This window comes from Enterobacter cloacae subsp. cloacae ATCC 13047, from assembly GCF_000025565.1.
Lineage (GTDB): Bacteria > Pseudomonadota > Gammaproteobacteria > Enterobacterales > Enterobacteriaceae > Enterobacter > Enterobacter cloacae.
Window position 1 is genome coordinate 1986356 of record NC_014121.1, and the last position, 22858, is coordinate 2009213.

General features: G+C 54.9%; 20 protein-coding genes. 13 read left to right on the forward strand and 7 right to left on the reverse strand.

What is annotated here, in order from left to right; all coding sequences use genetic code 11:
- The first annotated feature begins 14 nt into the window (after positions 1–14).
- Positions 15–2090, forward strand: a complete 2076-nt coding sequence (gene glgX, locus ECL_RS09595) for a glycogen debranching protein GlgX (protein WP_013096571.1) — start codon at positions 15–17, stop codon at positions 2088–2090.
- Positions 2091–2092: 2 nt separating this feature from the next.
- On the opposite strand, the gene ECL_RS09600 is transcribed toward glgX, so the two are convergent.
- Entirely contained in the window at positions 2093–2641 is a 549-nt protein-coding gene (locus ECL_RS09600) for a winged helix DNA-binding protein (RefSeq protein ID WP_013096572.1), read from the reverse strand.
- A 215-nt stretch (positions 2642–2856) separates the two neighbouring features.
- On the opposite strand from ECL_RS09600, the gene ECL_RS09605 reads away from it, so the two are divergent.
- From ECL_RS09605 to ECL_RS09615, 3 genes are read left to right on the forward strand one after another with little or no spacing between them, the layout of a single operon-like run.
- Positions 2857–3579 carry a DUF969 domain-containing protein gene (locus ECL_RS09605; RefSeq protein WP_013096573.1) on the forward strand — a complete coding sequence of 241 codons (723 nt, stop codon included), beginning with the start codon at positions 2857–2859 and terminating at the stop codon, positions 3577–3579.
- Positions 3576–4562, forward strand: a complete 987-nt coding sequence (locus ECL_RS09610; RefSeq protein ID WP_013096574.1) for a DUF979 domain-containing protein — start codon at positions 3576–3578, stop codon at positions 4560–4562. The genes ECL_RS09605 and ECL_RS09610 overlap by 4 nt, the downstream gene beginning before the upstream one ends.
- 23 nt (positions 4563–4585) lie before the next feature.
- Positions 4586–5581, forward strand: coding sequence for a DUF2891 domain-containing protein (locus ECL_RS09615; protein ID WP_013096575.1), 996 nt, complete (start codon positions 4586–4588; stop codon positions 5579–5581).
- A 36-nt stretch (positions 5582–5617) separates the two neighbouring features.
- On the opposite strand, the gene ECL_RS09620 is transcribed toward ECL_RS09615, so the two are convergent.
- Positions 5618–7027, reverse strand: coding sequence for an MFS transporter (locus ECL_RS09620; RefSeq protein ID WP_013096576.1), 1410 nt, complete (start codon positions 7025–7027; stop codon positions 5618–5620).
- Between the two features lie 117 nt (positions 7028–7144).
- Between ECL_RS09620 and ECL_RS09625 the strand changes: the two genes are divergently transcribed.
- Positions 7145–8056 (forward strand): LysR family transcriptional regulator, encoded by a 912-nt coding sequence (locus tag ECL_RS09625; protein WP_013096577.1) that lies wholly within the window; start codon positions 7145–7147, stop codon positions 8054–8056.
- On the opposite strand, the gene ECL_RS09630 is transcribed toward ECL_RS09625, so the two are convergent.
- Together ECL_RS09630 and ECL_RS09635 are read right to left on the reverse strand one after the other, a co-directional pair.
- A complete protein-coding gene (locus ECL_RS09630; RefSeq protein WP_013096578.1) occupies positions 8024–9481 on the reverse strand; it encodes a Cu(+)/Ag(+) sensor histidine kinase in 1458 nt (485 codons plus the stop codon). The two genes, ECL_RS09625 and ECL_RS09630, sit on opposite strands and share 33 nt — an antisense overlap.
- Positions 9471–10154 (reverse strand): copper/silver response regulator transcription factor, encoded by a 684-nt coding sequence (locus tag ECL_RS09635; protein WP_013096579.1) that lies wholly within the window; start codon positions 10152–10154, stop codon positions 9471–9473. Before ECL_RS09635 ends, ECL_RS09630 begins: the two co-directional genes overlap by 11 nt.
- A 162-nt stretch (positions 10155–10316) precedes the next feature.
- Here ECL_RS09635 and ECL_RS09640 point away from each other — a divergent pair, with 162 nt between their 5' ends.
- From ECL_RS09640 to ECL_RS09655, 4 genes are read left to right on the forward strand one after another with little or no spacing between them, the layout of a single operon-like run.
- A complete protein-coding gene (locus ECL_RS09640) occupies positions 10317–11702 on the forward strand; it encodes an efflux transporter outer membrane subunit (RefSeq protein ID WP_013096580.1) in 1386 nt (461 codons plus the stop codon).
- Positions 11703–11729: 27 nt separating this feature from the next.
- Entirely contained in the window at positions 11730–12071 is a 342-nt protein-coding gene (gene cusF, locus ECL_RS09645; protein WP_013096581.1) for a cation efflux system protein CusF, read from the forward strand.
- Positions 12072–12082: 11 nt separating this feature from the next.
- The gene (locus tag ECL_RS09650; protein ID WP_013096582.1) at positions 12083–13324 is read left to right on the forward strand and encodes an efflux RND transporter periplasmic adaptor subunit; all 1242 of its coding nucleotides are present in this window, start codon (positions 12083–12085) and stop codon (positions 13322–13324) included.
- Between the two features lie 10 nt (positions 13325–13334).
- Positions 13335–16343, forward strand: a complete 3009-nt coding sequence (locus ECL_RS09655; RefSeq protein WP_013096583.1) for a CusA/CzcA family heavy metal efflux RND transporter — start codon at positions 13335–13337, stop codon at positions 16341–16343.
- Positions 16344–16370: 27 nt separating this feature from the next.
- Here the strand turns inward: ECL_RS09655 and ECL_RS09660 are convergent, their stop codons facing one another.
- Positions 16371–16946: a hypothetical protein gene (locus ECL_RS09660; protein ID WP_013096584.1), complete on the reverse strand. Its 576-nt coding sequence runs from the start codon at positions 16944–16946 to the stop codon at positions 16371–16373.
- Between the two features lie 573 nt (positions 16947–17519).
- A complete protein-coding gene (locus ECL_RS09665) occupies positions 17520–18140 on the reverse strand; it encodes a LysE family translocator (protein WP_013096586.1) in 621 nt (206 codons plus the stop codon).
- Positions 18141–18297: 157 nt separating this feature from the next.
- On the opposite strand from ECL_RS09665, the gene chrA reads away from it, so the two are divergent.
- The 3 genes from chrA to ECL_RS09680 all read left to right on the forward strand — a co-directional run bounded on the left by chrA (position 18298) and on the right by ECL_RS09680 (position 20624).
- Complete coding sequence (gene chrA / locus ECL_RS09670; protein ID WP_013096587.1) at positions 18298–19665, forward strand: chromate efflux transporter; 1368 nt, start codon at positions 18298–18300, stop codon at positions 19663–19665.
- Between the two features lie 109 nt (positions 19666–19774).
- Positions 19775–20218, forward strand: coding sequence for a PACE efflux transporter (locus tag ECL_RS09675; protein ID WP_013096588.1), 444 nt, complete (start codon positions 19775–19777; stop codon positions 20216–20218).
- A 40-nt stretch (positions 20219–20258) separates the two neighbouring features.
- A complete protein-coding gene (locus tag ECL_RS09680; protein WP_013096589.1) occupies positions 20259–20624 on the forward strand; it encodes a VOC family protein in 366 nt (121 codons plus the stop codon).
- Between the two features lies 1 nt (position 20625).
- Here ECL_RS09680 and ECL_RS09685 read toward each other — a convergent pair whose 3' ends face one another.
- The gene (locus ECL_RS09685; protein WP_044158419.1) at positions 20626–22242 is read right to left on the reverse strand and encodes a mechanosensitive ion channel family protein; all 1617 of its coding nucleotides are present in this window, start codon (positions 22240–22242) and stop codon (positions 20626–20628) included.
- 228 nt (positions 22243–22470) lie between these two features.
- Between ECL_RS09685 and ECL_RS09690 the strand changes: the two genes are divergently transcribed.
- On the forward strand, positions 22471–22833 hold the full coding sequence (locus tag ECL_RS09690) for a TIR domain-containing protein (RefSeq protein WP_023619585.1): 363 nt from the start codon (positions 22471–22473) through the stop codon (positions 22831–22833).
- Positions 22834–22858: the final 25 nt, after the last annotated feature.

The window sequence follows — 22858 nt, forward strand, 5'->3', positions numbered from 1 at the left end:
CGTGGAGAACGAAAATGGCAAAGGAAAATACGTTTGACATACGGGCCGGTCATGGCCAGCAGCTGGGCGCAAATTATGACGGGAAAGGGGTTAACTTCGCGCTTTTTTCTGCTCACGCCGAGCGGGTGGAGCTCTGTCTGTTTGACCCCTCCGGTAAAACGGAAATCGCCCGTCTGGAGCTGCCGGAATATACCCACGAGATCTGGCATGGCTATGTGCCCGACCTCCAGCCCGGCGCGCTGTATGGCTATCGCGTCTACGGGCCTTATGATCCGGAAAACGGGCATCGCTTTAACCCGCATAAGCTGCTCATCGATCCCTATGCCCGTGAACTGGTGGGCGATATCGACTGGAATGATGCCCATTTTGGCTACGAACTGGGTCATGATGCGCTGGATCTGAGCTTTGATACGCGGGACAGCGCGCCGTTCACCCCAAAATGCAGGGTTATCGATCCGAATGCGTTTGACTGGCAGGACCATCAGCGGCCAGCGATCCCCTGGCCGCATACCGTGGTCTATGAGAGCCATGTGAAAGGTTTTACCCAGCTCAACCCGGCGATACCGCCCGAGCTGCGCGGCACCTTTGAAGGCATGGGGCATAAAGCCTCGGTCGATTACATCAAAAGTCTGGGTATCACCGCCGTCGAGCTGCTGCCGGTTCACTGGTTCCCGGACGATCAGCACCTGCTGGACCGCGGCCTGAAGAATTTCTGGGGCTATAACACGCTGGGCTTTTTTGCGCCCGCGTCACGCTATTACGGCCCGGCGGGGATCCAGGGTTTTCGCGATATGGTCCGCGCCTACCATGACGCGGGTATCGAGGTGATTCTGGATGTGGTCTATAACCACACGGCAGAGGGCAATGAGCTTGGCCCGACGCTCTCGTTCAAGGGTATCGATAACTACAGCTATTACCGCACCTTGCCGGATCAGCATCGCTATTACATCAATGACACCGGCACGGGGAATACGGTGAACACCTCACACCCGCGTGTGCTGCAGATGATCATGGATTCGCTGCGCTACTGGGCGGAATCGATGCATATCGACGGTTTTCGCTTCGATCTGGGTACGATACTGGGGCGCGAGCCAGAAGGGTTCGATCCGCGCGGCGGCTTCTTTGATGCCATGACCCAGGATCCGGTTTTATCAAAACTCAAGCTCATTGGTGAGCCCTGGGATATTGGCCCCGGCGGCTATCAGGTGGGCGGCTTCCCGCCCGGTTGGGGCGAGTGGAACGACAAATATCGCGATACCGTTCGCGAATACTGGCGGGGCGATAACGTTCCCACTGATTTTGCCGCCCGCCTGCTGGGCTCGGGCGATCTCTATGATTTACGCGGACGTCGCCCGTGGGCCAGCGTCAACTTTATTACCGCGCATGACGGCTTCACGCTGAACGATCTGGTGTCGTACAACGAGAAACACAACGCCGATAATGGTGAAGATAATAACGACGGGCATAACGATAACCGCGCGTATAACTATGGCGAGGAAGGCCCGACCGAGAACCCGGACATTATTGCCACCCGTGAACGGCAGAAACGGAACTTCCTCACCACGCTGTTGTTCACCCACGGTACACCGATGCTGCTGGCCGGGGATGAGTTTGGCCGGACGCAAAAAGGGAACAACAACTGTTATTGTCAGGACAGCGAGATCTCCTGGATCAACTGGAAAGGGTTGTCAGAAAACGACGTCGCGCTGCGCGAGTTTACCCGGCACCTGATTGCGCTTCGCGCAAAGCAGCCGCTACTGCGCCGGGAGAGCTGGCGAGACGGCCTTGAGATCCGCTGGTTTAACGCCGGAGGAGGACCGCAGCAGTCTGAGCAATGGGAGGAAGGCTCGACAATCGGCGTCTCCATCAGCCGGCCCGATCTTATCCAGGAGGAGGGGATCTGGCACGACGTGCTGATGCTGTTCAACCCGTTCGAAGGCGCCGTGTCGTTCCAGATCCCGCAGTTTGGTGAAGGAGGCTGGGTGCTGGAGCTCTCCACGGCGGGGGGGGTTGCCACGGGCGAGGTCATCACCCGGACCGTGGATTACGAACTGGCGGGACGCAGTATTACTCTCTTCAGACGCCCGTGATGTCAAAGTGATGCCGCCGCCCGTGCGGCGGTGTCATACAGGGATGAAATGGTGCGCAGCAGCTGGGCGGTGTCACCGATAGCGGCACCCGAAATCCCGCTTTCGGCATGAATGTTGATAAGACATGCTTCGCGCACATCCCGGTATTTCATGCACAGTGCTTTTCCCGCCTCGGTGGTGGAGAAGAAAAGCTCTTTTCCTGCCTTTTCACTGGTGACGTAGCCCGCCTTGACCAGCTTTTTCAACGCGTAAGTCACCACGTGGGTATCTTCCACGTTGAGCACAAAACAGATATCGGCCAGCTTCTTCTTGCGATTGCGGTGATTCACATGATGCAAAAGCGAGACGTCAAAGGCCCCCATATCCGGCTCACCGGCCGCGGTCATGCAGCGCACCATCCATTTATTGAACGCGTTACTGGTCATGATCAGCGCGTACTCCAGCTCCGATAGCTCCGCGCAGCGCTCGGAAACCAGATGGCGGGAGGAGACGATCCGGCCGTCGTTAATGTCGTCGTGATTCATTGATGCAGCACTTTTCTTCAGGGTCATAACGTTCCTTACGGGAGTGTGGCTGTTGCCCGGAAATGTAAACTCATCGATAAAATAAGAACATTTTATTGATAAATTGTTTACATGTTTTTGCGGTTCAGATATAGCTTTTTAACGCAGGTTTTCGAAGCCTGACGGAAAACACAACATCGCTCGCCGCAAATTAAAAAAATAGCCGTCGGCGCGCAACGCTCACTTTGGATAGGGTAACGTTTATGGACGGTTCTACACTGTTGCCGCTTATCGGGATCCCGGTGGTGGTTATTGGTTTTGCCCTGCGCTTCAACCCGCTACTGGTGGTCGTGGTAGCGGGGCTGACGACGGGTCTGCTGGTTGGGATGGATTTCGGCATGCTGCTGGAAACCTTCGGCGAGAAGTTCGTCAACAGCCGCTCTCTGGCTACATTCATTCTGATCCTGCCGGTTATTGGTCTGCTGGAATATTACGGTCTAAAAGAGCGCGCACAGGCGTGGGTGGCGAAGATCGCCAGCGCCACTTCGGCGCGTATTCTGATGATCTATTTTGTCGCCCGCGAGGGGACGGCCGCGCTGGGGCTGATGTCGCTGGGCGGTCATGCCCAGACGGTGCGTCCGCTGCTGGCGCCGATGGCCGAAGGGGCGGCGCTGAACGAGTACGGCGAACTGCCCCAGCATATTCGCGACAAAATCAAAGCCCATGCCGCCGCGTGCGACAATATCGCGGTGTTCTTTGGCGAGGATATCTTTATCGCCTTCGGGGCGGTGCTGCTGATCGACGCTTTCCTGAAGGAGAACGGTATTCAGGGGATTGAACCGCTGCATATCGGCCTTTGGGCGATCCCGACGGCGATTGCGGCATTGATTATTCATATGACGCGTCTGCTGAGGCTGGATGCCAGCATCCGTCGTGACGTGATGGCGTGGAAAGCCGGGCAGGGAACGCAGGAGATCGCGCCATGATGACACTGCTCACCATTAATCGCGTGTACTACCTGATCGGCTTCGTCGTGATGTTGCTGGTGGTCATGACCCTGCGCGATCGCGCCAACCCCAAACGTTTTACCACGGCACTGTTCTGGTTTCTGTTCGGTGGGATCTTCCTGTTCGGTGACCTGATGGTGCAGGAGCTGGGCCGCTCGCTGGCGTACCGGATCATTGGCGGCGCCGTGATTGTAATTGCCCTGCTGGCAGGCTTTGGGCTGGTCGGTAAAGGGCAGTACAAAATGGCCAGTGAGCCCGAGCGTATTGCCTCATCAAACCGGCTGAAAAACTGGCTGTTTTTACCGGCCCTGATGATCCCGGTAGTGACGGTTATCGGCACGCTGTTCCTGAAAGGGGTGTCGATTGGCGGAGTTTACCTGCTCGATCAAAAACAGCTCACGCTGGCGGCGCTGTGCGTGGCCTGTGTGGCGGCAATTCTTACCGGCTGGTGGCTGACAAAAGGAACGCCGCTGCATGCCGTCCGTCAGTCTCGCCGCCTGGTGGATACCATTGGCTGGGCGGTGATCCTGCCGCAGATGCTGGCCATGCTGGGCGGGGTTTTTGTGGTGGCCAATACCGGCAACTCCGTGCAGAAGGTGGTCAGCCTGTTTGTGAATCCGGACAGCCGCTTTATGCTGGTGGTGATTTACTGCGTCGGCATGGCGCTGTTCACCATGATCATGGGTAATGCCTTTGCGGCCTTCCCGGTGCTCAGCGCCGGTATCGCCTTACCGTTTCTGATCCACGTGCATCACGGTAATCCGGCACCGCTGCTGGCGATTGGTATGTACGCTGGCTATTGCGGCACGCTGATGACGCCGATGGCGGCGAACTTCAACATCGTTCCCGCCGCGTTACTGGAGCTGAAAGACAAATATCAGGTCATTAAGATCCAGATCCCGACCGCGTTAACCCTGCTGGTGGTCAACGTGTTCTTAATGTATTTCCTCGTGTTTCGCTAAGCGTGGCAACCTAAGGAGCTGTGATGGAATTAACGCAACACCAGGCTGATGCTTTTGCCAGAATGCCTTTGACCTATCTGCGCCAGGAATACCCGAACCACATTATGCATCTGCTCAATGATGACGGGGACGTCCTGCCGCCGCGCGAACTGCATCCCATTTTTTATGGCTGTTTTGACTGGCACTCGGCGGTACACGGCTACTGGCTGCTGCTGCGCTGCTTGCGCCTCTACCCGGAACTGTCGTGCCGGGATGACATTATCACGCTGTTTGCCGACCATCTCACGCCAGAAAAGGTGGCACAGGAGCTGGCCTATTTCAACGCGCCGTTCCGCGCCTCGTTCGAGCGTCCGTATGGCTATGGCTGGCTGCTGGCACTGGCCCAGGAGCTGAAACAGTCATCGCTGCCGCAGGCGGCAGGCTGGTATCAGACGCTTGCGCCGTTAACGCAGGACATTCGCAACCGTCTGGTGGATTACCTCAGTAAGCTGACGTACCCGATCCGGGTTGGCACGCATTACAACACCGCGTTTGCCCTCGCGCTGGGGATCGATTACGCCCGGGCGGTGGAAGATAACGCGCTGGAGAGTGCCATTCTGGAGGCGGCGACGCGGTTTTATCTCGCGGATACCCAGTATCCGGCTCACTATGAACCGGGTGGTGATGAGTATGTGTCCGGCGCGCTGACAGAGGCTCTGCTGATGAGCAAGGTCGCGGAGAATTTCCCGGCCTGGTTCGACGCGTTTCTGCCGAACATCGGGGCTGTTTCAGCGCTGATGAACCCGGCAGAAGTGAGCGACCGTACCGACCCCAAAATTGCGCATCTGGACGGATTAAACCTCAGCCGCGCCTGGTGCATGAAGCATATTGCCAGTGCGCTGCCGGAGGATCATCCGGCGCAGCAGGCGCTGCGTGATGCGGTGGCGAAACACCTGAAGGCGAGCGTCGGGCATGTTGTCGGCAGCCACTACAGCGGTGGGCACTGGCTGGCGAGTTTTGCGCTGCTGGCGCTGGAGTAAATATGGGGGCAGCGTCGCAGGACGCTGCCCTGGCAATTATGCCGTAGCCTGTCGCGCGCGACGCAGTCGGCTAACGCTAAATAATACTGACGCAGTTGACGCGATCACCGCGATCCACAGCGCAATATGAACGGCACCGTCATCCAGCATTTGATGATCTGACCCTGCGGTCGCAGCCAGCAAAACTCCCACCACGGCGGCACCGAGACACTGGCCGAACGTTCTGACGATGGACAACACCCCGGATGCATAGCTGGCGTACTCCCGGGCAACGTTAGAGAGCATTTCACGGTTATTGGGACTCTGGAAACAGCCAAAGCCGATACCGCACACCAGGCTCCTGAGACAGATATCCCAGGCAGAAGGGCCGGCAGGCAGCGTCGCCAGCAAAATCAACCCAACGACAAAAATCATCAGTCCAAGTGTGGAGATCAACGGGGCGGAGATCGTGTCTGCCCAACGGCCCGCGTGCGGCGCAATGAGTACGATACCTATCGGCCAGGGGGTGAACAATAAAGCCGAGATCGCCGGGCTATAGCCGTACACGCTCTGAAACAGAAACGGCAGCGCGATAAAGGTAATGCCCTGACTCACAAACGAGGCCAGCGAGGTTAGCGCGGCGAGGGTAAACCGTCCGTTGCTGAATATCACCGGCGGCAGGATGGGGTTCCGGGCGCGGCGGATATGCCAGACAAAAGCGATAAGACTGACTGTGGCGACAAGTGCCCAGCAAACCGTGCTGATGGCGTGCGCTCTATTCTCTACGCTGTTTGCCGCCATGATCATCGACCCCAGCAGGATCACGGACAGCAGGGCACCGGGCACGTCGAACGGGGACGTATCAGAGGCCGTCGCCCGCGGAAGCGCTTTCCAGGCCAGCAGCAGGGCAACGGTACCGGGAATAATGTTGATCGCGAACAGCCATTGCCAGCTCAGTACGTCGAGTATTGTTCCGCCCAGCACCGGTGCAATAGCGGTGCTGGCGGCGATAAGCAGGGCGTGCAGCCCCAGAATGCGGCCAAGCAGCCGTCCCGGGAATACCGAGCGCAGGATCGCCGGGGCAATACTCAGCGTGGCCGCGCCGCCGATACCCTGCAAAATACGCATCCCGATCAGCATTTCCGGCGTTGTTGCCAGCGCGCAGCCGAGCGAGGTCAGGGTAAACGTAGCCAGTCCTGCCAGAAACACCGGGCGATAACCGACGCGCGCGGCGAGGGCGGCGAAGATGGCTAACGTCATTGCCGCAGACAGCAGGTAACCGTTGGCGAACCAGACTGCGACATTCGCGGGCACCTGCATCGCGTTGGCCATTGATGGCAGGGCAATGTTGATCATGGTGCCATCGAAGACGCCCATCAACGTGGTGGTCATCACCGCAGCCATCACCCGGGCGCGTTCATGTCCCGGTAACCCTTCGTCGCCGGGTTGGTTTGAAAAGAGCGTCATCGTGTTATCTCCAGGCAAGAATGTTGATGACGACACTATAGTAATGGGTTATACAGGGCGGAAGACGCAGCATTTGCACTTATACGTTGCATCAAACGCCCTGTATGAGGAGGTTTTGTGACCGATCCTGATTTCAACTTGCTTGTCGCACTCGACATCCTGCTGGCTGAAGCCAGCGTGGCGGGGGCGGCGCGGCGTCTTAACCTGAGCACCTCAGCCATGAGCCGCACGCTGAGCAGGCTTCGTGAGGTCACCGGCGATCCGATTCTGGTGCGGGCCGGGCGTCAGATGGTGCTGACTCCGTGGGCCGAAGCCACCCGGGATCGCGCCAGAAATGCGCTGCATGAGGCAAGGGCGGTGCTGCAGCCTTCAACGGACACCTTCCGGGCAGAAAATCTTGAACGGGTGTTTACCGTCAGAGCCAATGATGGCTTTGTGGTGGCGTTTGGCCCGTTGCTGATTGCGGCCGTTGCGGAAGCGGCGCCGGATGTCTGCATCCGCTTTGCTCCGAAACCGGAGAAAACGTCGCGTTATCTGCGGGAGGGGCTGGTTGACCTGGAAATTGGTGTGCAGAGCAACATGGGGCCCGAAATTCGTCTGCAGCGGCTCTTTGAGGACCGCTTTGTAGGCGCGGTGCGCAAAGGGCATCCACTGGCGGCGCTGCCAGCAGTCAGCCTTGAGGATTATGTCGCCTGGGGTCATGTGGTGACCGCGCCAAATGGCTCATCACACGGTTTTGTTGATGATGCCCTGGCCGCGCGGGGGATGAAACGCAAAATCGCCAGCGTGGTGCCCGGTTTTCCGACTGCGTTATCCGTGGCGCTGGCGTCCGATCTGATTGCGATGGTCCCGGCATTGTATCTGCTCAATCAACCGATGAGCGAGAACGTGCACATCTTTGAACTGCCGTTCAACACCCGGACCATTACCGTATTGCAGATGTGGCACCCGCGGATGGAACAGGATCCGGGCCACCGGTGGCTCAGAGAGAAGGTGCTAGCGGTGTGCCATCAGTCGCGGCACCGATAATATAAAACGGGTCGACACAGCATCGGATTCCACACGCACGTTGCCGTGATGCGCGGTGATGATGGATTTCACAATCGCCAGGCCGATCCCGCTGCCTTCGCCTTTTCGCTGTCTGGACGGATCCACCCGGTAAAAGCGGTCGAACAGCCGGGGCAAATGCGCCTCAGGGATCGGCTTGCCGGGGTTGGCAACGATCAGCTCGCACGCGTTTTCCTTTTCGCTTACCGACACGGTCACCGTTTCTCCGTCCGGCGTATAGCGCAGGGCATTGGAGAGCAGGTTATTGATGGCTCTCCGGAACATCTGCGGATCGCCGTCTATCAGGCAGGGCGTGCCGTTAAAACGCAGCGTGATATGGCGTTCTTCCGCCCAGGCCTCGAAGAAATCAAAGACTTTTATCACCTCTGCGCTCAAATCAAAGGTTACCCTGTCAGGGATCAGCTGATTATTATCCGCCTGGGCCAGGAACAGCATATCGCTGACCATGCGGGTCATCCGGTTGTACTCTTCAAGGCTGGAGTACAGCACATCCTCCAGCTCTTTCGGCGAGCGGTTCTGGCTTAACGCAATTTCCGTTTGCGTTACCAGATTGGTGATCGGGGTTCTGATCTCATGGGCGATATCGGCAGAGAAATTTGCCTGACGGGTAAAGACATCCTCAATTTTTTCAATCATGTGGTTAAACGAGATCACCAGCTGCTCCAGCTCAACCGGCACCCGCGACGGCTCAATCCTCGCATCCAGATTCTCTGAGGTGATATTTTTTATCGCATTGCTGACGTTACGCAGGGGCAGGTGTCCCTGACGTACCGCGATGCGAATGAGCAGAATAATCAGCAGGCTGATCGCCACCGCGATGGCAATCAGGTTCTTTTTCAGCGCCTCAAGGTAGTGAAGATGAAAATTAATGGAGAGGCCGATCAGCATGACATAGTGTTGTTCTTTTCCCTGCAATGTCGCCGTGCCGGACGAGGCGATAATCCGGTATGTTTCCATCTTCATGTCGGACCCGGCGTGCATCGCCTTGCCAGCATCCTCCACTGACCAAAGAAACACATCCTGCGCGCGGCGATGGGCGCTGAAATCCGCGGTATTCACCGCTGGCCGGATGGCCTCACCCTGTGAGCTGAAGAGCACATTGCCACGGGGATCGAGCAGCAGGACGGCAACGTTGCGATAGCTGGCCAGCGACTCTTTTATTTTGCTGATTTTCTTTTCATCCGGATCCGCGGGCGACTGCAGTATGCGGTGCATGGCGCGGCTGATTTGTTGCAGATCGCTGATATCCTGCTCGGCAAAGTGCTTTTCAACGGAGTGGAGCATAAACCAGGTAAACGCGAAAAAAGCCAGAATGGTGGAGAGGCTGATAAAGAACGTCAGGCGCAGAGCCAGGGAGAAGGGGCGTCTGGCGGGCTTACTCTGCATCCGGAACCTCCAGCATATAGCCCACGCCGCGTACCGTCTGGATCAGCTTCGGTTCATAATCGTTGTCGATTTTGGCGCGTAACCGCTTCACCGCGACGTCAATCGCGTTGGTGTCGCTGTCAAAACTCATATCCCAGACCTGCGCGGCAATCAGCGAGCGGGGCAGCACTTCACCCTGATGGCGAACAAAAAACTCCAGCAGGCTGAACTCCTTGCTGGTGAGCAGAATGCGGTTTCCGGCGCGGTTTACCTTCCTTGATACGAGGTCGATGCTCAGATCTGCCACCGTAAACTGGCTCTCGGCGATCACCGTATTGCCGCGTCGTAACAGCGTTCTGACCCGGGCGAGCAATTCAGCAAAGGCAAAGGGCTTAACCAGGTAATCATCCGCCCCCAGTTCCAGGCCTTTCACCCGGTGTTCAATGGTGCCAAGAGCCGACAGCAACAGGACCGGCATTCCCTTTCCGGCAGAGCGGAGCATGCGGATGATATCCCAGCCGTTCACATCAGGAAGCATGATATCCAGAATGAGCAGGTCATAATCGGCGGTCATGGCGAGATGGTAGCCGGTCAGGCCGTTGTCAGCGCGATCCACCACAAAGCCCGCTTCCGTAAGCCCTTTGCTGAGGTACTCACCGGTTTTAATTTCGTCTTCAACAATCAATATTTTCATCACGCTTCCCCGACTGGCTGCTCAGCACATTCTATTGCACCCGTGACCGTTAACAATGACTTACGCCATAAATGACAACATTGTCATTATCCTGTCACCCGTCAAACAGGACGCGTTCAGTAGAGTAGCCCTAAAAATACTCTGGAATTCATCTGAACCGCTATGTTCCTGCTAAAACGACTAAGCATCACTACGGTATTTATCCTGACAGGATGCGTCTCGCTGGCCCCTGAATACCAGCGCCCGACGTCACCGGTACCCCAGCAGTTTTCGCTGTCGCGTAACAGCCTGACGCCCGTGGAGGGCATGTATCAGGACACCGGCTGGCGCAACTTCTTCGTCGATCCGCAAATCGCGGGATTGATTACAGAGGCCCTGAAGAACAACCGCGATATAAAAATGGCCGCGCTGAAGGTTGAAGAGGCCCGGGCGCAGTTCAACGTGACGGATGCGGATCGTTATCCTCAGCTGAACGCCTCCTCGGGCGTCACTTACAGCGGGGGGCTAAAGAGTGACAAACCCACCTCACAGCAGTACGACGCGGGACTTGCGCTTAGCTACGAACTCGACTTTTTTGGCAAGCTAAAGAACATGAGCGATGCCGACCGACAAAACTTTTTCGCCAGCGAAGAAGCCCGTCGTGCCGTGCATATTTTGCTTGTCGCTAATGTGTCCCAGAGCTATTTCAACCAGCAGCTGGCCTACAAACAGCTGCGTATCGCGCGGGATACGCTGTCAAATTATCAGCAGTCTTACGCCTTCGTTGAGCAACAGCTGGTGACGGGCAGTACGAACGTGCTGGCGCTGGAACAGGCCCGGGGGCAGATCGAAAGTACCCGGGCAGAAATTGCTAAAAGAGAGGGGGAGCTGGCACAGGCTAATAATGCCCTGCAGCTGGTCCTCGGAACGTATCGCGCGCTACCGGGCGACGACGGAATGAACGCCAGCGATATTGCGCCGTTAACACTGCCGCCCCATCTTTCATCGGCAATATTGCTGCAGCGCCCGGATATTATGGAGGCGGAGTATCAGCTTAAAGCGGCCGATGCGAATATTGGCGCGGCGCGCGCTGCCTTTTTCCCGTCCATCTCCCTGACCAGCGGGCTTTCAACGGGCAGCACGGAATTATCTGGCCTCTTCACGTCCGGCAGCGGCATGTGGAATTTTATTCCCAAAATAGACATTCCCATTTTTAATGCGGGCAGGAATAAAGCCAACCTGAAGCTGGCCGAAATTCGCCAGCAGCAGTCGGTTGTGAATTACGAACAAAAAATTCAGTCCGCCTTTAAACAGGTCGCCGACGCGCTCGCGCTGCGGGACAGCCTCAGCCAGCAGCTTGCTGCGCAACAGCGGTATCTTGATTCGCTAAACATCACCCTGCAGCGTGCCAGAGGGTTATATACCCGCGGTGCGGTCAGTTATATCGAAGTATTAGACGCGGAACGCGCGCTGTTTTCCACGCAGCAAAACATTCTCGACCTTATTTATGCCCGACAGGTTAATGAAATTAATCTCTTCACCGCGCTGGGCGGCGGTTGGGTCGAATAACCTTAATTAACTCAACAGGAAAATAATATGCGTAATTCAATGAAGGCCGTTGTATTCGGTGCGATCTCCATGATGTTTTCTGCCGGCCTGCAGGCCGAGGTTCATCAGCATGCAGAGATGAGTGCTGCCAGCGAAGGGGCCACAGAGCAGATTGTCTCCGGGACTGGCATCGTGAAGGACATTGATCTCACAAACAAAAAGGTAACGATCGCTCATGAAGCCATCCCGGAAATTGGCTGGCCCGCCATGACCATGCGTTTCACCTTTACTGACGCAGACGAAAGTATTAAGGCCGTAAAAGTCGGCAACCGCGTTAATTTTTCTTTTGTGCAGCAGGGCAATATCTCTTTACTCAAGAGCATTAAATAGCGAGACACGGCATGGCATCGTTAAAGGTTAAATATGCTGCAATGATAATCGGCAGCCTTCTTGCGGGAGGGCTGATTGCAGTGACGGCGTGGCAGTATATTTATGCTGCAGAAAAAACAGAAAATACCCCGCCGGAACGAAAGGTGCTTTTCTGGTATGACCCGATGAAGCCCGACGTTAAATTCGATAAGCCCGGTAAATCGCCATTTATGGATATGGATCTGGTCCCTAAATACGCGGATGAGAATGACGATAAAAGCGGTGCCGGTATCCGTATTGATCCGACGCAGGTTCAGAACCTGGGATTAAAAACGCAAAAAGTGACCCGCGGCACGCTGAATTATGCCCAGACCATCCCGGCCAACGTCAGCTATAACGAATATCAGTTTGTGATTGTGCAGGCACGATCCGAAGGCTTTGTGGAGAAAGTGTATCCCCTGACGACAGGCGATCGTGTGAAGAAAGGCACGCCGCTCATCGATATCACCATTCCGGAGTGGGTGGAAGCGCAGAGTGAGTTCCTTCTGTTGTCCGGCACCGGTGGCACGCCCACGCAGCTGAAAGGGGTGCTTGAACGGCTTCGTCTGGCAGGCATGCCGGAAGCGGATATTCAAAGGTTACGATCGACCCGCACGGTCCAGACCCGGTTTACCATCAAAGCCCCCATTGACGGGGTGATCACCGGCTTTGACCTGCGTACCGGGATGAATATTTCGAAAGATAAGGTTGTGGCACAGATTCAGGGGATGGATCCGGTGTGGATCAGCGCGGCCATACCTGAATCCATCGCGTATCTGCTGAAAGACTCCTCGCAGTTTGACATTTCGGTCCCGGCGTACCCGGATACATCGTTTCACGTTGAAAAATGGAACATTTTGCCAAGCGTCGATCCTGCCACCCGTACGCTGCAGGTTCGGTTGCAGGTTTCCAACAAAGACGAACGGCTCAAGCCGGGCATGAATGCATATCTGAAGCTGAACACCCAAAGCCAGGAGATGCTGTTGATCCCCTCCCAGGCCGTTATCGATACGGGTAAAGAACAGCGGGTCATCACCGTTGACGCGGAAGGGCGATTTGTGCCGAAGCAGATCCACGTTCTGCACGAATCCCAGCAGCAGTCCGCCGTAGGATCCGGCCTGAACGAAGGGGAGTCGGTGGTGGTTAGCGGTCTGTTCATGATTGATTCCGAAGCCAATATTACCGGTGCGCTGGAGCGTATGCGTCAGCCTGAAAAGAGTCATTCAGGCCATTGAGGAGACGACGATGATTGCATGGATTATCCGACGCGCTGTCGCCAACCGTTTTCTGGTGATGATGGGGGCGCTGTTTCTTAGCGTCTGGGGAACATGGACCATCATCAATACGCCGGTGGATGCCTTACCCGATCTGTCTGATGTTCAGGTGATTATTAAAACGAGCTACCCCGGCCAGGCACCGCAAATTGTCGAAAACCAGGTGACGTATCCGCTCACCACGACCATGCTGTCGGTGCCGGGTGCGAAGACCGTGCGTGGGTTTTCACAGTTTGGTGATTCCTATGTGTACGTCATTTTTGAAGACGGGACCGATCTCTACTGGGCCCGCTCGCGCGTTCTGGAATATCTCAATCAGGTTCAGGGGAAGCTGCCTGCTGGTGTCAGTTCGGAAATTGGGCCAGACGCTACGGGCGTGGGCTGGATCTTTGAATATGCGCTGGTGGATCGCAGCGGAAAACACGACCTGTCCGAACTGCGTTCCTTGCAGGACTGGTTCCTGAAATTTGAGCTGAAAACCATCCCGAACGTGGCGGAGGTGGCCTCGGTCGGCGGGGTGGTAAAGCAGTATCAGATCCAGGTCAATCCGCTGAAACTGGCGCAATACGGCATCAGTCTGGCTGACGTGAAGCAGGCCCTGGGATCCTCTAATCAGGAAGCAGGGGGCTCATCGGTCGAAATGGCGGAAGCAAAGTATATGGTCCGGGCCAGCGGTTATCTTCAGACCATTGATGATTTCAATAACATCGTCCTGAAAACCAGCGAGAACGGAGTACCGGTTTATCTGCGTGATGTAGCCCGCGTACAAACCGGGCCTGAAATGCGGCGCGGGATCGCCGAGCTTAACGGCCAGGGAGAGGTCGCGGGCGGCGTGGTGATCCTGCGTTCGGGTAAAAACGCACGTGAAGTGATTACCGCGGTAAAAGATAAACTGGAGACGCTGAAGGCCAGCCTGCCGGAAGGTGTTGAGATTGTTACCACGTACGATCGCAGCCAGCTGATTGACCGGGCCATTGATAACCTGAGTTATAAACTGCTGGAAGAGTTTATTGTGGTGGCCATCGTCTGCGCGCTGTTTCTCTGGCATGTGCGGTCTGCGCTGGTGGCGATTATCTCTCTGCCGCTAGGCCTGTGTATTGCCTTTATCGTCATGCATTTCCAGGGGCTGAACGCCAATATTATGTCCCTGGGCGGGATCGCTATTGCCGTGGGGGCGATGGTGGATGCCGCCATCGTGATGATTGAAAACGCGCATAAACGGCTTGAGGAGTGGGATCATCAGCACCCTAGCGAGCAGATTGATAACGCGACCCGCTGGAAGGTGATCACCAACGCCTCCGTTGAAGTAGGCCCCGCGCTGTTTATTAGCCTGCTGATCATCACCTTATCGTTCATCCCTATTTTTACCCTCGAAGGTCAGGAAGGGCGACTGTTTGGTCCGCTGGCCTTTACCAAAACGTACGCCATGGCAGGCGCAGCCGCGCTGGCCATTATCGTCATTCCCATTCTGATGGGCTTCTGGATCCGGGGGAAAATTCCTGCCGAGAGCAGTAACCCGCTGAACCGGCTGCTGATTAAAGCCTATCATCCGCTGCTGCTGCGGGTGCTTCACTGGCCAAAAACAACCCTGCTGGTGGCGGCCTTGTCGATCTTCACGGTTATCTGGCCGCTGAGTCAGATGGGCGGCGAGTTTCTGCCGAAGATCAACGAAGGCGATCTGCTGTATATGCCATCAACACTGCCGGGCGTTTCTCCGGCTGAAGCGGCTGCGCTGTTGCAGACCACGGACAAGCTCATCAAAACCGTTCCTGAAGTGGCGTCTGTGTTTGGCAAGACCGGTAAGGCAGAGACTGCAACGGACCCCGCACCGCTTGAAATGGTGGAAACCACCATTCAGCTGAAACCCGAGGATCAGTGGCGACCCGGGATGACGATTGACAAGATTATTGAAGAACTCGATAAAACCGTCCGTCTGCCCGGTCTGGCTAACCTCTGGGTGCCGCCGATCCGTAACCGCATCGACATGCTTTCTACCGGGATTAAAAGCCCAATCGGTATCAAGGTGTCAGGCACCGTTCTGTCGGATATCGACGCCACGGCGCAGAGCATTGAAGCGGTCGCCAAAACCGTACCCGGCGTGGTGTCTGCTCTTGCAGAGCGGCTGGAAGGGGGGCGTTACATTGATGTGGATATTAATCGTGAAAAAGCATCCCGCTACGGTATGACGGTGGGGGATGTGCAGCTGTTTGTCTCCTCCGCCATTGGTGGCGAGACGGTAGGGGAAACGGTCGAGGGCGTGGCCCGGTACCCGATTAATATCCGTTATCCTCAGGACTACCGGAACAGCCCGCAGGCACTGAAAGAGATGCCGATCCTGACCCCGATGAAGCAGCAAATCACGCTGGGGGATGTGGCGGATATACGTGTCGTTTCCGGCCCGACGATGCTGAAAACGGAAAATGCCCGACCAACCAGCTGGATCTATATTGATGCCCGCGGCAGGGATATGGTGTCGGTGGTCAATGACCTTAAGTCGGCCATCAGCCAGAACGTGAAGCTGAGACCGGGAACCAGCGTTTTGATGAGTTTGCCGTTCGCCCTGATCGGGGGGATCTGGTTCCTGTACTGGCAGGGCTTCCATATGTCTGTCGCCACCGGCACCGGGTTTATTGCCCTGGCCGGGGTGGCCGCCGAGTTTGGCGTGGTGATGCTGATGTATCTGCGCCATGCCATCGAAGCGAACCCGGCCTTATCCCGACGGGAGACATTCACCGCACAAGCGTTGGATGAAGCCCTGTACCATGGCGCGGTTCTGCGTGTCCGACCCAAGGCGATGACGGTGGCGGTTATTATTGCGGGTTTGCTGCCCATACTCTGGGGAACCGGCACGGGGTCAGAAGTTATGAGTCAGATCGCCGCGCCGATGATTGGCGGGATGATCACCGCGCCGCTGCTGTCGCTGTTTATCATTCCGGCGGCGTATAAGCTTATCTGGTTGCGCAGGTATAAAAAGCAATAAACAGACCCCGCCAGAGATGGCGGGGTTTTACGTTTTACGAGTCTGGTGCAAAAGTTTACGCCAGGCACGATTGTGCAGGGTAAAGAGCAGCATCTTATAGAAAGAAATAGAGTGGATGCAGTAACCGCTGAGCAGCAGCATAAAGATGCTTATCAACGCCGCGATGAGACTGACGCCCTGAACACTCGCACCGCTTAGCGCAGTCAGCAGATAGACTGTCGTTAACACAAGGCTCATAACCGCCAGCGTAAGATGCACCTGCACGGCACGCATGAGGCCTTTGCCAATCAGAAACATCGTCATGCCATTGATGCCTGAGAACAGCAGGGCGATCAAAACCACCCATATAAATACGTTTTCTTCAGGTTGCCCGAGGGCGGCGCTGACTTTGTAACCTAACCACAGCTGCGGTATCCCAAAACTGACGATCACCCCAAGGGTACTGAGAACAGCTGGAATGCCCATGGTATAGCATCCCGTGGGTGTCCCGATCAGTTCGGCCAGTTCCGCTTTTAACTGTTGCAGTTGTGCAGTATTGGCCTTGCTGATTCTTACCGCCAGGTCGTTACAGTGGTTTAGTCGACGATATAGTGCTTTAATCATTTGAATATAATGACATAAACGTCATCAGCCCGTCATGCGAAAGAGGTTCAGCCATATGAGCTGCGAGCACTGCCGTGAACTCTGTGTTAAGTACGTTATCCGGACGCCCGATCAGTTACGAAAAGCAATTCGTATTGCCAGAAATGCAATCAACGAAGGGATGTTGTCAGAAGTTCTGACAAAGGACGACTGGAATCAGTACAGCTTCAGTGAGTGCGCTGAAAAGATGATATGGGGCGACATCGTCGATTACCACTTTGCATGCAACTTTTGCGGTACCCAGTTCGTCCTGGGGGCAGAAACGTACCATGGAAGTGGAGGTTACTGGTCGCCAGAGTTTGAAAAGCCTTCCGACATCATTGACTGATTATGATGTGAGAGCAGAGGCTGAGGCACAGGACATGATTTAAGGATTTATGTAATTTAACATAATATACATTATGCGCACTGAGGTTGAATCAGGACGAATCCAGCTTTTCATGGCCGTCATTCCCTTAGTTGTTGATAGCCGTGAAAACACATTAATAGAAACCGATATCGTCACGCGGACCTCTGTCTTTAGGATCTCACAACTCATCTTCGACTCATCGCCAACTTTGCAGCAAAAAGCAGAAACAAGCATCCAGTGGAACGGTCCATCCACTTCACTACTGCAGGCTTTTTCAAAACCGCTGCGGCATAACGTGTCGCAATAATGAGTGTCAGTGACCACAGCGTACCAATTACTACGTGGATCGCGACCAGAAGAAATGTCCAGACAACTGGCGAATGTCCACCTGGAATGAATTGCGGTAAGAATGAAACATAAAAGATGCCCATTTTTGGATTAAGCACATTCCCCAACATTCCTCGCAGGAACCAGTTGTTCGTAGGCTTAGCACCTTCCGGATGCATACTGAATTGCTGTCTTGGGCGCATTAACAGTTGAATGCCTAACCAACAAAGATACGCCGCTCCACACCATTTCAGCAATGTATAAGCAAACTCAGCCACCGCCAACAACGCACCTAACCCAAAGGCGACCAATGCCCCCCAGATAAAACATCCCATATCGATACCTAACGCTGCGTGGAAAGCTTTGCGACCACCTTCAACGGTTGCGGTACGTAGGATTAGCGCGGTATCAAGACCCGGCGTTAAGGTCAGAAGAGTTGCAGCGAGGATATAAGCAAGAAGTGAATCAGTGACGGGCATTTCCTGTCTCCGGAAGCGATAAACCTACAGAAAAATTCACATCTTTGCAACATACATCGAATTTGCTGATTCAGCCATCATCACTCATCTTTCATAAATATGGCATATGCTTAGCGGATCCTTCTCTTAGCAGAATTCAAAACAGGTTCAGATACTCATGAACAGCAATCTGCCTCCGGTCGACGACGAACCGGGCGTTCCACCTCCGCATGTCAGTTTCCGTGAGGCCTTTTTATTCTGGCTGAAGCTGGGATTCATCAGCTTTGGCGGGCCGGCCGGGCAGATTTCGATAATGCATCAGGAGCTGGTTGAAAACCGACGCTGGATATCCGAACAGCGCTTTTTGCATGCACTGAATTACTGCATGGTGCTTCCGGGCCCGGAGGCGCAACAACTGGCGACCTATATTGGCTGGCTGATGCACCGCACCTGGGGCGGCGTGGTTGCCGGGACACTGTTTGTGCTCCCTTCCCTTTTTATCCTTATTGTCCTGTCGTGGATTTACGTGGCGTATGGCCATTTGTCTGTCGTTGCCGGTCTCTTTTACGGCATAAAACCGGCAATTACGGCGATTGTTGTGCAGGCTGCGCACCGTATCGGTTCGCGGGCGCTGCGTAACCGCACGCAGTGGGCAATCGCTGCCGCCGCGTTTGTCTCCATTTTCGCCCTCAATGTCCCTTTTCCCGTTATTGTCCTGTCAGCCGCAATGATAGGTTATGTGGGTGGGCGCCTTTTCCCCGACCATTTTGGTCAGGGTAACGCCCATGACGCCAGCCGAAAATCCTACGGTGCTGCCATTATTGATGACCATACGCCAGCGGCTCCGCATACGGTTTTCAAATGGTCACGCTTGACCCTGATTATCATTGCCGGTGTTTTTTTATGGGCAACGCCAATGGCGATGCTCTATCTGAGCCTTGGCTGGATGCACCCGTTTACCCAGATGGGCTGGTTCTTTACCAAGGCGGCGCTGCTGACCTTTGGGGGTGCTTATGCGGTACTGCCTTATATCTACCAGGGCGCGGTTGGCCATTATCAGTGGCTCACGCCAACGCAGATGATTGATGGTCTGGCTCTGGGCGAAACCACGCCGGGGCCGCTTATCATGGTTGTGGCATTTGTGGGATTTGTCGGGGGCTATGTGAATATGGCATATAGCCCGGATCAGCTTTTCCTGGCAGGCGCTGTTGCGGCCGTGCTGGCGACCTGGTTTACGTTTCTGCCATCGTTTCTGTTTATCCTCGCCGGTGGGCCTTTTGTTGAAACGACGCACAACAATATTAATTTCACCGCGCCACTCACGGCAATTACCGCAGCGGTGGTTGGCGTGATCCTGAATCTGGCACTCTTCTTTGGCTACCACGTGCTCTGGCCACAGGGATTTGACGGCAAAATGGACTGGATAGCAGCGGTCATTGCTTTTGCTGCCGCCATCGCACTATTCCGGTTCAAATATAGAGTCACACACGTAATTGCCGCATGTGCGGTAATCGGGTTGATTTTACATCTTTTCCTCAGAACATAGAGCAAGGCCCCGAATAACCGGGGCCTGACAGCCATTCTAACCTTCACGTTTAAAGAAAGTTGAAGCACGTCTGATATACTTCAGTTTTTTTAAAAGCCGTACTAAGTAAATGGAAATTGAACTGGATAAAAGTTTTAAAGAACGCGTTTTGCATGCTGTTCTTTTCGAAGTGACGGCCAATGTCATCATTGCGCTGTCACTTGCGTGGCTGATGAACGTGTCGGTGCTTCAGTCGGGTTCGTTGTCCGTGATATCTGCACTTGCCGCCACGGCATGGAATTTTGTGTTTAATAAATTCTTTGACGCCTTGCAGAAAAAATATGCGTTTCAACGAACATTTCTCGTGCGTGCAATCCATGCTGTCTGCTTTGAAACAGGACTTATCATTACATTAATTCCTGTCGCGATGGTAATGCTGAATTTAACAGTCACTGAGGCATTTTTTGTCGAGATCGGTCTGGTACTGTTTTTTCTGCCATACACGATGCTCTTTAACTGGCTTTATGACTACCTGCGTTGGACATTTGTTGGGCGGAAACGGTCCGCCATCTAGATCTATACTCTTTATTTCTGCATCTTATTGAGGAAAGAAGATGTTCGATCATGTGAAATTCGGCGTCAGTGATTACGAAAGAAGCAAAACCTTTTTCATCAAGGCGCTTCAGCCGCTTGGTATTAAGATCGTCGATGAAGGTACACCCGAATATGGGGTTGAAATGAGTTCCGGCAATGTTTCACTTTGCCTGTTCCAGACGCGCGACAAACCGGCCCCTCTGCACCTGGCGTTTGTGGCAGAAACACGCCAGCAGGTAGATGATTTTTACCAGGCTGCCTTGCAAGCGGGCGCCCGTGATAACGGTGCCCCAGGCTTGCGGCCATACAGCAAAAACTACTATGCCGCCTTTGTCATTGCACCTGACGGCCATAATATCGAGGCGGTCTGTCATGCACCGGACTGATTCATGATGGCTTTTGTGCGGGTTTCTCTGCCGGTGCTGCGAACCAGTTTTCTTCCGCGACGACGACCGCACCTTCCGGCTGCATCACGAAGTTTGGCGACATGATCTGCACGTTGAACTCGTTGAAAACGTCCTGAATGTTACTGTGGAGCTCATTGCGGGCTTCGGCAAGTGACTGTCCGGGCTGCAATTTTACCTGCAGCTCATAGGCAATGTACCAGTCCATCAGCCCCAGCTGACGCACCAGGGGCTGCTGCGAAGGGTCAACACATTTCGACCGTCTCGCCGCCATCTCCAGCATGGCATGAACCTGTCGCCACGGCGTGTCATAGCCAATCGTCACGCCAATCGTCAGGTTCACGCCACCGTCAGGATTCTGTACGCTCAGATTGGTGATTTTTCCGCTCACCACCACCGCATTGGGTACGGTCACAACATAGTTCTCGCGGGTGATGATCTTGGTCGCCAGCATGCCTATCTCCGTGACCAGCCCTTCGTTATCCGCCACCCGTATAACGTCTCCTTTCCTCAACGCTCGTGAGTAGATCAGTACCAGTCCGCTCATCGCATGGTTCATCACACCTGCCGAACCCAGGGTAAGCATCAGGCCAAAGAAGACGCTAATGCCTTTAAACGCCAGCGAATTCGCTCCCGGTAAAAACGGATAGGCCGCAGAGAGGGCAAATAACCACACCACGACAGAAATCAGTTTACGCGTAGCTCCCACGGTTTCAGGGTGAATGCCCGGCAGCTGCAGGCGCCCTGCTTCCACCTGATTTAACAACACCTTCAGGAGCTTCAGAATAAAGGCGGTAATCACAAAGATGATCAGGACTATCATAATTCCCGGCATGGCCGAGACAATCGACAGCGCAATATCCCGCAGCACGCGCATGGTCCAGTCGCCTAACGATGCACCCCAGACGCGTGTCCAGGGGAACAAGCTGAACGTCCAACTCAGCCAGAGATACAATCCGAGAATGCCCAGTAAAATCATCAGCAAAGCATACAAACGAGCCTCAATTGCGCCGACAAACTTACGCCAGCTCTGCGGGATAACGCTGCGGTTTTCAAGAATGCGGCGACGGCAGACATTGCGAACCCAGCGCCACGACCGCCACGCCCCGTACCAGAAAAGAGACAGAACCAGCAGCCCGACGACCGTTTTCCCGGCGGAGAGCGCCAGCCAGCCGGTGTCATATTGATCGCGAAGCGCCGTACGTTGCGCCTCCATCCGCGCGAGCACGCGCTGAGCGGCCTGGTCGAGAGTCAAATCGTCCCCCTCATCCAGGTCCGCCTGCTTAAGCAATAATACAGGCTTATTGTTCATGACAATAAGTCTTCCCTGCTGGTTGTAACGGGTGACGGGAACAACTTTCAGCGGCTCACGTACGTCCTGCTGCGTGAAATTGCGCAAGGTATGGCGAATACGTAACACGCGTTCTTCAGGCGTCGTGAGACCAAATTTGGCCTGCAACATCACAATCGGTTGATGAAAAATATAAACGGTTCGGGCCCGCTCCTGCTCAGTAGGCTCCTGGCGTGGCTCGGCGGCGACGCCAGTAAATGAGATGACCGAGAGCACGCAGGATAATAATGCGAGCAGGACCTTATTCATTTCCACCCCCCTGAAACGCAACTTATTGTTATTTTTCAATTGCCCCAGAGAATGGCGAGTCTCTGCATGTTGAGCATAGACCAGCGTCGCGCTTATGCAACATCACCATTATGCATGATACTGCTTGTATTTGCACGATAATGCCTATTAAGATACGTTTCAGAGCTGAAAACCGATACTTCAAATAATAACGTGCAAATTCATGCACCATCACGCAACGAGGTATGTATGACACAACAGTTGATTTTAATAGCGGGCCCCTGGCGCAGCGGGACTGATGGCGACCAGGCCAAAATGGATGAAAACCTTGCCCGTCTGGAAAACGCAGCATTAGCCGTATACCAGCGTGGCCACGTTCCGGTGATTGGTGAATGGCTTGCGCTACCGCTGGCAAAGGCCGCTGGTTCAACGTCCATTGGGGATGAAATCAGTGAAGCGATGCTCTATCCCGTTGCACACCGGCTCATTGGGAAATGCGACGCGATTTATCGTATTGCCGGTGCGTCTAAGGGAGCTGATATGGATATCGAGGTTGCCCGTAAGCTCGGGCTGAACGTTTACACCTCGTTAGAAAGCATCCCTCAGGCCTGAGGACGCGCCTGAACCTGCCTGCTCA